Source organism: Intestinimonas sp. HCP28S3_D6 (assembly GCF_052065695.1).
Classification (GTDB): Bacteria; Bacillota; Clostridia; order Oscillospirales; family Oscillospiraceae; genus Intestinimonas.
Map to the genome: position 1 here is coordinate 33765 of NZ_JBQHTM010000003.1, position 12224 is coordinate 45988.

10 protein-coding genes and 3 tRNA genes are annotated in these 12224 nt (G+C 60.4%); 10 read left to right on the forward strand and 3 right to left on the reverse strand.

Going from position 1 to position 12224, the window contains the following annotated elements; genetic code table 11:
- Positions 1–68: 68 nt before the first annotated feature.
- From ACTNBK_RS01820 to ACTNBK_RS01835, 4 genes are all read left to right on the forward strand, one after another.
- Positions 69–689: an RsiV family protein gene (locus ACTNBK_RS01820; RefSeq protein ID WP_441143085.1), complete on the forward strand. Its 621-nt coding sequence runs from the start codon at positions 69–71 to the stop codon at positions 687–689.
- Positions 690–777: 88 nt separating this feature from the next.
- On the forward strand, positions 778–2055 hold the full coding sequence (locus ACTNBK_RS01825; protein WP_441143087.1) for an adenylosuccinate synthase: 1278 nt from the start codon (positions 778–780) through the stop codon (positions 2053–2055).
- 420 nt (positions 2056–2475) lie between these two features.
- A complete protein-coding gene (locus ACTNBK_RS01830; protein ID WP_441143089.1) occupies positions 2476–3828 on the forward strand; it encodes a short-chain fatty acid transporter in 1353 nt (450 codons plus the stop codon).
- Positions 3829–3985: 157 nt separating this feature from the next.
- On the forward strand, positions 3986–4831 hold the full coding sequence (locus ACTNBK_RS01835; protein ID WP_294515823.1) for a hypothetical protein: 846 nt from the start codon (positions 3986–3988) through the stop codon (positions 4829–4831).
- Positions 4832–4901: 70 nt separating this feature from the next.
- Here the strand turns inward: ACTNBK_RS01835 and ACTNBK_RS01840 are convergent, their stop codons facing one another.
- Positions 4902–5582 carry a TVP38/TMEM64 family protein gene (locus ACTNBK_RS01840; protein ID WP_441143091.1) on the reverse strand — a complete coding sequence of 227 codons (681 nt, stop codon included), beginning with the start codon at positions 5580–5582 and terminating at the stop codon, positions 4902–4904.
- Between the two features lie 182 nt (positions 5583–5764).
- Here ACTNBK_RS01840 and ACTNBK_RS01845 point away from each other — a divergent pair, with 182 nt between their 5' ends.
- Together ACTNBK_RS01845 and ACTNBK_RS01850 are read left to right on the forward strand one after the other, a co-directional pair.
- Positions 5765–6553 carry an inositol monophosphatase family protein gene (locus ACTNBK_RS01845; protein WP_441143092.1) on the forward strand — a complete coding sequence of 263 codons (789 nt, stop codon included), beginning with the start codon at positions 5765–5767 and terminating at the stop codon, positions 6551–6553.
- Positions 6554–6612: 59 nt separating this feature from the next.
- Positions 6613–8028: an alanine/glycine:cation symporter family protein gene (locus ACTNBK_RS01850; protein WP_441143094.1), complete on the forward strand. Its 1416-nt coding sequence runs from the start codon at positions 6613–6615 to the stop codon at positions 8026–8028.
- 57 nt (positions 8029–8085) lie between these two features.
- Here ACTNBK_RS01850 and ACTNBK_RS01855 read toward each other — a convergent pair whose 3' ends face one another.
- Positions 8086–9867 carry a CvpA family protein gene (locus tag ACTNBK_RS01855; RefSeq protein WP_441143096.1) on the reverse strand — a complete coding sequence of 594 codons (1782 nt, stop codon included), beginning with the start codon at positions 9865–9867 and terminating at the stop codon, positions 8086–8088.
- Between the two features lie 31 nt (positions 9868–9898).
- Complete coding sequence (locus tag ACTNBK_RS01860) at positions 9899–10471, reverse strand: hydrolase (protein ID WP_441143098.1); 573 nt, start codon at positions 10469–10471, stop codon at positions 9899–9901.
- A gap of 158 nt (positions 10472–10629) precedes the next feature.
- On the opposite strand from ACTNBK_RS01860, the gene ACTNBK_RS01865 reads away from it, so the two are divergent.
- The 4 genes from ACTNBK_RS01865 to ACTNBK_RS01880 all read left to right on the forward strand — a co-directional run bounded on the left by ACTNBK_RS01865 (position 10630) and on the right by ACTNBK_RS01880 (position 12182).
- Positions 10630–10721 (forward strand) — tRNA-Ser (locus ACTNBK_RS01865).
- Positions 10722–11012: 291 nt separating this feature from the next.
- Positions 11013–11834, forward strand: coding sequence for a cell wall hydrolase (locus ACTNBK_RS01870; protein ID WP_441143100.1), 822 nt, complete (start codon positions 11013–11015; stop codon positions 11832–11834).
- 115 nt (positions 11835–11949) lie between these two features.
- Positions 11950–12036, forward strand: a tRNA-Ser gene (locus ACTNBK_RS01875).
- Between the two features lie 55 nt (positions 12037–12091).
- Positions 12092–12182: transfer RNA gene (locus ACTNBK_RS01880), tRNA-Ser, on the forward strand.
- Positions 12183–12224: the final 42 nt, after the last annotated feature.

The following is a 12224-nucleotide window of genomic DNA, read 5'->3' on the forward strand; positions in this document are numbered from 1 at the left end:
AATGGAGGTGATTTACGGTGTGGAGATACATTTGCTGGAAGGAAATCCTGGATTGGGAGGGAGAACCGGTGGTGGAACTGGAGTTCTCCGTACCATTGCCGGTGGAGTGTGAGCGTGGAGCGGTGCGGATGGGGCGTTATTACGCAAGGCTGGCAGCGGTGTGGTACCGGCGATGGACAGGAACGTTTTATCGGGAGGCCTGCATTGCCTGTTCGGACGCCAGGGAGAACGCACGGCCTTTCTGGCCATGGAGGGTCAGGCTGCAAGGAAAGGAGACCTTTGAGGACGACCGGCTGTGCAGCATGTGGATGGAGGCAAGCGAACGGCGGGGGAGAGAGGAGGGGCATGTCATACGTACCGCCATGACATGGACCAGAAAAACAGGATATCCGTTGCCCATGGCGGACTTGTTCCGGCATGAGCGAGGGTGGCGGGGACAGGTACTGGAACGGGTGCGTGAGCAGATTCAACCAATGCGGGAGGAGGGCGTGATCCTGTGGAAGGATGCGGAGCGTCTGGCGGCGGTTCGATTTTCCGCCAGCCGTTTTTTTCTTCTGCCAGATGGGCTTGGAATCTATTATCCCACAGGAGCATTGGGCCCAAACGAAAGCGGAATCATAGATTTTTTATTGCCGCTGGAGGGAGAAAACCAGACTTTGGACGGCCAGAAAAATCCTGAAAAAGTCTAAAAATGGGAAATTCTTTCTTGCATCTCAAGAATGGATGGAATATAATACTTCAGTCCTCGGAACACTGAACACACGGGAGGAATTAACTATGGTCAAAGCGATCGTCGGAGCCAACTGGGGCGACGAAGGCAAGGGAAAGATCACCGACCTGTTTGCGGAGGGATCTGACGTTGTCGTCCGGTTCCAGGGCGGCGCAAATGCGGGCCATACCATCATCTGCGATTATGGAAAATTTGCCCTGCACCAGCTGCCGTCCGGTGTCTTTTACCCCCACATCACCAATATCATCGGCAACGGTGTGGCGCTCAACGTACCCAAATTTCTGGAGGAACTGAACCACCTGCGGGAGGGAGGTGTACCCGCGCCCCACATTATTGTCGATCAGCGCACCCAGGTGCTGATGCCCTATCACGTCCTGCAGGACCAGTACGAGGAGGAGCGGCTGGGCGGTCACGCCTTCGGTTCCACCAAGTCGGGCATCGCCCCCTTTTATTCCGACAAGTACGCCAAATATGGTATTCAGATCTGTGAGCTCTTCGATGAGCCCCGCCTGATGGAACGGCTGGAGCAGGTCTGCGCCATCAAAAACGTGCTCTTCGAGCACCTCTATCACAAGCCCAAGCTGGACCCGAAGGCGATCTTCGATGAGGTCACCGGTTACCGGGACCAGATCGCTCCCTACGTAGGCGACGCCATGAGCTTCGTCAAGGAGGCGCTGGCCGAGGGTAAGCAGGTCTTGCTGGAGGCCCAGTTGGGCGCCATGAAGGACCCCGACTTCGGAATCTATCCCTTCACCACCTCTTCTCATACCCTGGCCGGTTTCGGTTGTATGGGCGTGGGTGTGGCACCTCAGGACATCAAGAGCATCGTGGCCATCACCAAGGCCTACTCCAGCGCTGTGGGCGCCGGCGCCTTCGTGTCCGAGCTCTTCGGTGACGAGGCTGAGGAGCTGCGCCACCGGGGCGGCGATGCCGGCGAATACGGCGCCACCACCGGGCGTCCCCGTCGGGTAGGCTGGTTTGACACCGTGGCGACCCGTTACGGCTGCAAGGTCCAGGGAGCTACCGAGGTGGCCCTCACCGCCGTGGATGTTCTGGGCTATCTGGATGAGATCAAAGTCTGCACCGGCTATGAGATCGACGGTAAGATCACGCGGGACTTCCCGGTCACCCCCCTGCTGGAGCGGGCCAAGCCGGTCTATACCACTCTGCCCGGTTGGAAGTGCGACATCCGGGGCGAGACCGATTACAACCGCCTGCCCAGTCAGGCCAAGGGCTATGTGGATTTCCTGGAGAAAGAGATCGGTGTACCCATCACCATTGTCTCCACCGGCCCCAAACGCCACGAAATTACGCATCGGCGCTAAATATACCTTCGTTCGAAACGTGCAGAGAGTAATCTCTGCACGTTTTTTCTGTTTCAACGGTAAAAATGTAAATTGGTTACAGTGCCGAAAGCGGGACAACTCAATAATTGGTGGGGCCACTTGAAAGAGAGAGATTTTGGGCACTTTTTGCCTGGAAAAGTTGCAAATTTTCACTTACTTTATATACAAACAACTGTTCTATACAGCGGAACGAAAAGAGGGAAATGGACGGAAAAGATGAAAAAAACAGAAAGTAAAAAAACGGGAAATGACTGGGAGACAAGAGGTTAAAGGATTTTTTGACACATGCGAGAGGCGTCGGTTGACAAACGGTTTTTTCGTATATATAATGAGAACCGAAATTGTGAACAAATTGTGTTGGGGTTTGTTCATGGTTGTACATTATAAGGAGGGAAACGCATGTTCAAAAAGTTTACCAATGGCTGCGTACGCGTAGTCAACCGGTGGCTGCCTGATCCGTTCCTGTTCGCCATCATCCTGACCATCGTGGTCTTTGTGGCTGCGCTGATCGGCACCCAGCAGAGCCCCATCGCTCTGGTCAATTCCTGGGGTAACTCCAGCGGCTTCTGGCGTCTGCTGTCATTCTCCATGCAGATGGCTCTGGTGCTGGTGCTGGGTTCCGCTATGGCTTCCGCCAAGATCTGCAAGAAGATCCTGGGCGCCATTGCTTCCATCGCCAAGGACAAGAAGGGCGCCATCCTGGTCACCACCTTCGTGTCCACCATCTGCTGCTGGCTCAACTGGGGCTTCGGCCTCATCGCCGGCGCCCTGCTGGCCAAGGAGGTCGCCCGCCGCGTGAAGGACGTGGACTACCCCCTGCTGATTGCTTCCGCTTACTCCGGTTTCGTGATCTGGCACGCCGGCCTCTCCGGCTCCATCCCCCTGCAGATGGGCGCTGAGGGCGGCACTGAGATCCTGGGTGTCAACTACTACGCCCCCATTACCCAGACCATTTTCCATCCTGTGAACCTGGGCATGGTGCTGATCATCCTGATCCTGATGCCTCTCATCAACTACGCCATGCACCCCGACGCCGCCCACACCCTCACCGTGGACCCTGCCCTGCTGGTGGAGGAAGAGGAGAAGACCTACACCATCAACACCCCTGCTGAGAAGATCGAGCACAACAAGGTCCTCTGGGTCATCACTCTGGTCCTGGGCTTTGCGTACATCATTTACTACTTCGTCACTAAGGGCTTCAACCTGGACCTGAATATCGTCAACATGATCTTCATGTTCCTGGGCATCCTGCTCCACGGCGATCTCCGCAAGTATGTTGACGCCATCGGTGAGGCCGCTGGCGGCGCTGCCGGCATCCTGCTGCAGTTCCCCTTCTACGCCGGCATCATGGGCCTGATGGTGGCCACCAACCCCGAGACCGGTGTCTCCCTGGCTTCCATCATCGCCAACTTCTTCACCAATATCTCTAACAACATCACTTTCCCCATGCTGACCTTCCTGTCCGCCGGTATCATCAACTTCTTCGTTCCCTCCGGCGGTGGCCAGTGGGCCGTGCAGGCTCCTATCGTGATGCCTGCTGCCACCCAGATGGGCATCGACTATGGCCGTTCCGCCATGGCCATTGCCTGGGGTGACCAGTGGACCAACATGATCCAGCCCTTCTGGGCTCTGCCCGCTCTGGGTGTCGCCGGCCTGTCCGCCCGCAACATCATGGGCTACCTGGTCATTGTCCTGATCTTCACCGGTGTGGTCGCCTGCGGCGGCTTCCTGGTCTGGGGCATGTTCTTCTAAGCTCCAAAACCCAACGAAACAGAAAAACGCCCGGACTTAGGTCCGGGCGTTTTTCTGCTTTCCGGCAGCGGCACCAAACCCGGTCGGGCACATAGAATGGGGTGGAGGCGGAACCGCCGTCCGCCTTTTCCCAACGCCATTTTTAGGAGGTATTGCAATGCCTGAAAAGGTCGTGCCCGGTCCCGTGCAGGACAGCGCCTGCATCCGGGAGGCCGTGTGCATACACACCAAAAAGATCTTCGATAGCTGTAAGGACAAAGACTGTATCGAGGACCTTCGCCTTTACCCCACGCAGAGTTCTCAGTGTGCCATCGACCGGGCCGTGAGTATCAAGCCCGGCAGTGCGGAACTGCTGCATGTATACATCGACGTGGAGCCTGTGAGCTTTAACCGCGGTTTCTATACCGTGGACGTGCGCTATTTCTACCGGGTCACCGCCGACGCCTTTGTAGGTGCCGCCCGGCCGGTGGAGATCAGTGGCCTGTGTGTCTTTGACAAGCGGGTCATTCTCTTTGGCAGCGAGGGGGGTGCTAAGACCTTCAGCTCCCAGGCCTGCTTTGGGGAGATGGATGAGCAGGAGCTCCGCAAGAGCGGTCTGCCCTCCGCCGTGGTGGAGGCGGTGGACCCCATCGTGCTCAACATGAAGCTGGTGGATGTGTGCGAGTGCCGTCCCTGCGACTGCGAGCTCACCGAGATCCCCCCCTGCATCTGTTCCTGCTTCGGCAGCGATCTCAACTTTGGCAGCGAGGGCAAACGGGTCTATGTGACCCTGGGCCAGTTCTCCATTATCCGCCTGGAGCGGGAGACTCAGCTCCTCATGCCGGTATACGACTATTGTATGCCGGAGAAGGAGTGCGCCTGCGGCTCCTGCTGCGAGGAGGATCCCTGCGAGCTCTTCCGCCAGGTCAAGTTCCCCGTCAACGAGTTCTTCCCGCCCAACGCCATGGGCTGCACCGATGGCGGCAAGCGGGAGCCCGACCTGCCCGGCTGTTGCCGGAAGTGACTCGAAGTCCCGCAGTAAAAGAGACGTCCGGCCCCGGCGGTTTATTCGCTGGGGCCGGGCGCTTTCCTTTTTATTTGTGCCGGAAGCGGCGGAGAAGGGCCTCCTCCAGTCGGTCGCCGTACTTCATACCCAGGAGGAAAATGACCAGACCAACCATGCCCAGCAGGGCCATGGCCCACAGGGGGATGGCCACTACCGAGCCTCCCACGGCACTGGCTACCAACAGCCCCCAGGGTCGGAAGAGAATGACCAGGACCAGGAAGCGGGGAAAGCTGATCTCAGTGAGCCCTGCCAGGATGCACAGGATGTCGTCGGGAAAGAAGGGAAAGAGAAAGGCTATGGCCAGGAAAACGTCCCGCTTGCGGCGGATGATTTCCAGATAGCGGTCGGAGATGGTCTGGCTGACGAAGCGGTCCACGAAGGTCTGCCCCAGGCGCCGGGCCAGCTGAAAGACCACGGTGGAACCCACCACCACCGCCGCCCAGGTGAGGAGGAAGGCGGGCAGGGTGCCGAAGAGGAGGGCACCGGCCATGGCGGTCAGGTTGCTGGGGATGGGAGCCAGCACCACGGAGGCCAGTTGGATCAGGAAGAACACCAGGTGGGAATAGGGGGAGAAGGTCTCAATGTAGGTCTGGAGGCCATCCAAAGAGGTGGCGGCCTGAAAGAAGCCGGTCCGCCACAACAGGACGCCGCCGACAGCCAGCAGGAGGACGGTGATGAGCAGGGTGAGGAACCAGGTGTATTTTTTCATGCGGAAAGATCTCCTTGTTCTGTCTCTGACCATAGCTTACCACACCGTGCTCGCCGGGACCATAGAGAAAAGATGAGGATTTTCTTAAAATGAGAAAAAGGGGGGCGATTGCGGAGCGGGGCGGAAGGTGGTATCATCGAGGGGAAAGGAAGGGCGCGTTGCCCGGAAAAGGAGGAACGGCTATGCTGCCGGAGCGAGAGGAATTGCTGAAACAGGTATCGGAGGCGGTGCGTCAGGCGGGGCGTCTGTTTGGGCACCAGGAGATGGCGGAGCAGATCCGCCGAAAAGGGGCCACGGACTTTGTGACCCAGGTGGACATCACCGTCCAGGAACAGCTGCGGGGCCGACTGAAGGAACTGGCGCCGGAGGTGCAGTTCATGGGGGAGGAGCAGGACAATAGCGGCGTGGACCTGAGCGGGGCGGTGTGGATCCTGGACCCGGTGGACGGCACCACCAACCTCATCCACGGATTCCGTCACAGCGCCGTCTCCCTGGCCCTGGCGGAGGAGGGGCGGGTGACCATGGCCCTGGTGTATAACCCCTACGCCGAGGAGCTCTTCACCGCCCTGGCAGGACGGGGGGCCTTCTGCAACGGCCAGCCCATCTCGGTGAGCAGTGCCCGCAGATTGGCCGACGCTCTGGTGGACGTGGGCACCAATCCCAGCCAGCGGGAGAAGGCCGACCGGGCGTTCCACTGGATGCGTGCCCTCTTTGACCACTGCCACGACGTCCGGCGCATGGGGGCGGCCTCCCTGTGCCTGAGCTATGTGGCCGCTGGGCGGCTGGACGCCTACGTGGAGGACGGCCTGAAACCCTGGGACTACGCTGCGGGCATGCTGTTGGTCCGGGAGGCCGGCGGCATGGCGGCCACCCCGGAGGGGGGAGAGCCCTCCCTGTCCGCGGGGGGCGGCATCGCTGCCGCCAACGGTTTCATCGGTCGGGACTTTCTGAAGTTGCTCTCCGAGGTGTAAAGGGAAGAGCATGTTTTCCGCTCCGGGCGCATACCCCTTTGGAGAAGGGGGCGGGGTGCATGACCTTTTTGGAGCGATTGGGCAATTGGATCTGGGACCCGTGGCTGCTGGGGGGCTTCCTGCTGCTGGGCCTGTGGTGCTCGGTGGGCACCGGCTTCTTCCAGCTCTTCGGGTGGCGGCGGTGGCTGGGGGCCACCGTGGGGGCCCTGCTGCGCCCCAAGGCGCGGAAGAAGGGGGACGGCCTCACCCAGCTCCAGGCTCTCTCCACCGCCCTGGCCTCCACCATCGGCACCGGCAGTATCGCCGGGGTGGCCACCGCCATTTTCTACGGCGGACCCGGCGCCGTTTTCTGGATGTGGGTCTCTGCCCTCCTGGGCATGATGACGGGCTGTGTGGAAAAGACCCTGGCCGTCCGCTACCGCCGCAAAAGCCGGGAGGGCGGCTGGGAAGGGGGCCCTATGGTGTACATGACCCAGGGCCTGGGGTTTCGGCCTCTGGCCCTGGTCTTTTCCCTCTTCTGCGTCACCGCCTCCATCGGCGGCGGCGACCTGGTCCAGGCCAACTCCATTGCCGCCGCTTTGGAGCACGCCTTCGGCTGGAACCGGCTGGCGGTGGGGATGGTCACCGCCGTGCTCACCGGGGCGGTCATCCTGGGGGGTATCGGCCGCATCGGACGGGTCAGCGAGCGGCTGGTGCCTGCCATGGCTCTCCTGTTCCTGGCGGGCGGAGGTGCCGTGGTTCTCGGCCACGCCCACGCCCTACCGGAAGCATTCTCCGCCATCTTTCAGGGCGCCTTTGCCCCAAAAGCCACCGTCGGCGGCGGCCTAGGTTACTCTATGGCGGCGGCCATGCGCTACGGGGTGGCTAGGGGGGTCTTTACCAACGAGGCGGGGCTGGGATCCTCCGCCATGGCCCACGCCGCCGCCGACGTGGACCACCCGGCGGAGGAGGGCATGTGGGGCATCTTTGAGGTCTTTGTGGCCACCGGCCTGGTCTGCACTGTCACTGCCCTGGCCATCCTGACCTCTGGGGTCTACGACCCCCAGGTCGCCCTGGCAACCCTGGAGGCGGGAACCGTGGAGGACGCCATGGTGGGGGCCGCCCTGTCGGCTGCCGCCTTTTCCACGGTGCTGGGCCGATGGGGAGGACCCTTTGTGGCGGTGTGTCTCCTCCTCTTTGCTTTTTCATCCCTACTGGGGTGGAGCTACTACGGCCAGCAGAGTCTGGCCTTTCTCACCGGGACCCGCCGCTGGACGGGCCTCTACCGGCTGTGCTTCCTCTTGTTCATCGTGGTGGGGAGCGTGGGGGACGTGGGAGCGGTGTGGCAGGTGGCCGACATCTGCAACGGGATGATGGCCCTACCCAATCTGGTGGCCCTGCTGCTCCTGTCGCCGGAGGCCTTCCGCCTGCTTCGGGCCTGGACCGAGCGGGGGGAAGAAAGCGGACACATTCCCCGAAAGGCCGCAGCGGATTGAAAAAAGCGTCTCCCCTCCAGGGCAGGAGGGGAGACGCTTTTCCTTGTCTTGGGACGGTCAGCCGTAGATGGGCACGGTGACGGCGCCGGGGGTCTCGGCGTTGCCGGCATCCTCCGGGGCGGCCGTGTCCGCCGGTCCCTCGGGGGTGACCAGGGGCTCAGCTGGAGCCGCCTTGCCGTCGATGGTGAGGGAGTAGGCGCTGAGGATGGAGGATTCCTCCTCACCGGTCTGGACGGCGTGGCCGATGGTGACCTTGTCGCCCAGGTTCAGCAGCACCGCCACCGGGTTCTCGGCGGCGGAGACGGCGTAGTAGACCTCGCCGCCCTCCAGGCGGAGGAAGTAGTAGGTGCCGCCGTCCATGACGGCGGAACGGATATCGTCCACCATGCCGGAAACTTGGGTCTCGGGCCGCTCTTCCTCGGAGACGATGCCCCGCTGGGAGAGCAGGTCGATATACACCTGCTCGCACTGGGACACGGAGCCGGCCACAGCCACCAGCTGATATTGAGCCACGTTGACCATGGCGTAGCTCTTCACCAGCTCGGTGGCGTCCTTGAGGGGGATGAAGTAGGTGGGCTCTCCGGCGATGTTGAGGAGGAGGGGGAAGGTGGCCACGTACTTGAGGTCCTGGACCTCGCCCTCGGCGGAGCTCATAGCGGCGTACTCGGTGGCGCCGGGGGCCTCATAGAATCGGGTCTCCTTGGTGCGCTGGTTGGAAAGGAGGAAGCCCAGGTTGGACTGGTCGGCGTTTGCGGAGGTGACGCCGGTGTAGACGTACACGTCGTCGTTGAGGGCGATATAGTTGTAGCCCTCGGTGGTCATGGTGACGCCCTTCTGGCCCAGGATGGAGTTGAGGAAGCCGTTGATGAAGGTGCCGTGGTAGTCATACTGCTCCATGATGAGGTCGGGGGTATAGACGTTGTCCACCCAGGCCGGGACGTCGGCGATGTCGTAGTACTGGCACTCGCCGGTGATGGCGTTGCAGAGCACGGCGCCCTGGATGTCGGTGCCGCCGAAGAGGCCGATGGTCCGCACGATCCGGGGGGCGATCCAGTAGGGGGTGCCCTCCTCGTCGATCTCGAACTGGGGGGTGTCAAAGAGGTAGGTGGGGTAGTGGAAGCGCAGGTGGCGCACGATGTTGCGGTTGAGGGGCTCGGAGAAGGAGTACTTCATGCCCTCCTGGAGCCGCACCACGTTGGCCTCCTGGGTGACCATGTCTACCAGCACATAGGCGGGCAGGCCCTCGCCCCGGTTGGTGAACCACTTGATGAGGTCGGCGTAATCGATGGGGGCCACCCGGACGGGCCGGCCCTGGTAGTTGATCTGGGTGGAGTCGTTGGAGTACTCGAACTGGCTCACCATGTCGCTGAGGGTGCCCATCTGGCGGTCCCCCAGGTACTCAGCGGAGGACCGGTCCAGGGTGGGGATTTTGTCGAAGGAGATCTGGGTGATGTCCTGGTTGAAGTTGCCGTCCTCCACAGTGAGCAGGTCCCGATAGGCGGCGGCCCGGAAGATGGGCATGGAGACCAGGGTGCCGATGATACCCACGGCGATGAGCAGCACCATGAGGATACCCACAGGGAGGCACTGGGTCTTTACAAAGCGGAAGTATTCCTTCACGCCGGAGCCAGGGGCCATGCGGAAGCCAGAGGTGAAGAGGGAGGCTACAACAAAGACGATGCAGAGGATAAAGATAAAGGTATAGAAATTTCCGTCCTGGAGGTTCAGGGCAGGGAGGGAGAGGTAAAAATAAATGAGGCCGAACACCAAGGTGACAACTAGACTGATGAGTATACGGGCGGCCTTGCCCATGGGCTTGCGGGGGGAATTCCCGTTCATAAAAAACTCCTTTTGGGTGATGTGGTGGGTGTCAGGCTATCTGGGCCTCAATATCGGCCTCGGTGGCCTGCATGGCACGGAGGGTCATGTCCAGCAGCTTGTCCAGGTCCCAGCCCAGCAGCTCGGCGCCCTTCTGGATGATCTCCCGGGAGCAGCCGGCGGCGAACTTCTTATCCTTGAACTTCTTCTTCAGGGACTTGAGCTCCATGTCGGAGCAGCTCTTGGAGGGGCGCATGAGGGCGGCGGCGCCGATGAGGCCGGTGAGCTCGTCGCAGGCGAAGAGGACCTTTTCCATCTCATGCTCGGGCTGGATGTCGCACACCTCGCCCCAGCCGTGGCTGGCGGTGGCGTGGATGAGGGCCTCATCCAGACCAGCCTGGCGCATGAGCTCCTGGGATTTGATGCAGTGCTCCTCGGGCCACTGCTCAAAGTCCAGGTCGTGGAGGAGGCCCACGAGGTACCAGAATTCGGCGTTGTCGCCGTAACCCAGCTCTTTGGCGAACCACTCCATAACTGCCCCCACGGTAAGGCCGTGGCGGATGTGGAAGGGCTCCTTATTATATTCTTTCAGCAGCTCCAAAGCCTGGGCGCGGGTCAGTTCCATGGTCAAACACTCCTTATAAAATTACAGCTTTAGGATGTTACTGTTATAGCACAGTTGTGGTGGGATTGCAACGATGTCAAATTTTTTCAAAGTTTTGCATTTTACCTCTTGACGAATGGGAGGAAAGTGGTTATAATAAGCAACGTTGTCCCGGCCATGGAGAGATGGCTGAGCTGGTCGAAGGCGCACGATTGGAAATCGTGTAGGCGTTAATAGCGTCTCGAGGGTTCGAATCCCTCTCTCTCCGCCAAAATCGGAGCAAGCGTTTATCGCTTGCTCCGATTTTTTTATGCCGGCCGGATGCCGATTTTGGTCCCCGTAGAGCGGTGGGTGAGAGCGACTTTGTAATCGCTTTTGTGATCCAAAAATTCCGAAAAGTCAAAGCGGACAGAATAGACAAAACCGTTGCGCCCCAATGGGTTCAGAAGATGTGACAGCCCTCGTCAAAAAATAAGTCTTGCAATTCTCCTTCAAATCGGTTACAATCTGGTTACAAAAGAAACGACAAGATTACAACAACAGCGAGGAGGAAGCATACGACATGCGCATGCGTATCCTGTGCCTGATGCTCTGTCTGGCGACGATTCTTCCCATGGGGAGTTGGGCTCTGGCGGCGGAGGAACCCGTCGCGGGCAGCTACTTCCTGGTGGACGGCAATGCCTGTGAGGACCCTGGCCTCACGGTGTACAACGGGATCACCTATGTCTCCCTGGTCAACGCGGTGCTGGCCCTGCGGCCCGACGCCGTCATTGGCTGGGAGGGCGAGTACGTGGTGGTCACCGCCGAGGGTCTGGACATCCGGGCCCGGGTGGGCGACCAGTATATCCAGGCCAACGGCCGGTGCCTGTACGTCCTCAACGGTGTCATCGACGGCGGTGGCCGCGTGCTGGTGCCCGTCCGCACCATCGCCCAGGCCATGGGCGGCTGGGTGAGTTGGAACCAGGAGAGCGGCGTGGTGGAGGTGTACAGCGGCGAGAGTCCCATTGCCTCCGGCGATAGCTACTACGACAGCGAATCCCTCTACTGGCTCTCCCGCATCATCAACGCGGAGAGTGGAAACCAGCCCCTTGACGGTAAGCTGGCCGTGGGTACCGTGATCATGAACAGGGTGGACAGTTCCCTGTTCCCCAACACCATCTATGATGTGATCTTTGCCCCCAACCAGTTTACCCCCGCCAGCAGCGGCAGCCTCTATCGGGAGCCCAACGCCGAGAGCGTGGTGGCGGCTAAGCTGATTCTGGAGGGCGTCCGGGTAGGCGGTAGCAGCCTCTACTTTGTCAATCCCACCACATCTCCCAACAGTTGGGCCCAGCGTAACCGCACTTATGTGACCACCATCGGGTCTCACGCCTTCTTCAGTTGAGTGAAATCCACCGGGGCCTGCGGGCCCCGGTTTTTTTCTCCAAAGGTGTTGACAAGCCCGGTATGTTGTGATATGATAACACTCGCGTTTGATATGATGGTGGCGCTCGGGTCGTGGAGAGATGTCCGAGTGGTTTAAGGAGCCGGTCTTGAAAACCGGTGACTCGCAAGAGCCGTGGGTTCGAATCCCACTCTCTCCGCCATATTTTTCCCCCGCGGCGGGGTTAAAAAGTGAATCAGGACAGAATGATTCGGCATGCAGAAGTACCCAAGTGGCCGAAGGGGCTCCCCTGCTAAGGGAGTAGGGCGGGAAACCGTCGCGAGGGTTCAAATCCCTCCTTCTGCGCCAACTCGCCGCAAGCGTGAAAAGGCTTGCGGCGAGTTTTTTTGT

Coding starts and splice junctions, on each gene's coding strand:
- ACTNBK_RS01830 (WP_441143089.1), top strand. CDS start 2,476: ATGTTCAAAAAGTTTACCAATGGCTGCGTACGCGTAGTCAACCGGTGG.
- ACTNBK_RS01860 (WP_441143098.1), bottom strand. CDS start 10,471: ATGGAACTGACCCGCGCCCAGGCTTTGGAGCTGCTGAAAGAATATAAT.
- ACTNBK_RS01825 (WP_441143087.1), top strand. CDS start 778: ATGGTCAAAGCGATCGTCGGAGCCAACTGGGGCGACGAAGGCAAGGGA.
- ACTNBK_RS01835 (WP_294515823.1), top strand. CDS start 3,986: ATGCCTGAAAAGGTCGTGCCCGGTCCCGTGCAGGACAGCGCCTGCATC.
- ACTNBK_RS01845 (WP_441143092.1), top strand. CDS start 5,765: ATGCTGCCGGAGCGAGAGGAATTGCTGAAACAGGTATCGGAGGCGGTG.
- ACTNBK_RS01850 (WP_441143094.1), top strand. CDS start 6,613: ATGACCTTTTTGGAGCGATTGGGCAATTGGATCTGGGACCCGTGGCTG.
- ACTNBK_RS01840 (WP_441143091.1), bottom strand. CDS start 5,582: ATGAAAAAATACACCTGGTTCCTCACCCTGCTCATCACCGTCCTCCTG.
- ACTNBK_RS01870 (WP_441143100.1), top strand. CDS start 11,013: ATGCGCATGCGTATCCTGTGCCTGATGCTCTGTCTGGCGACGATTCTT.
- ACTNBK_RS01855 (WP_441143096.1), bottom strand. CDS start 9,867: ATGAACGGGAATTCCCCCCGCAAGCCCATGGGCAAGGCCGCCCGTATA.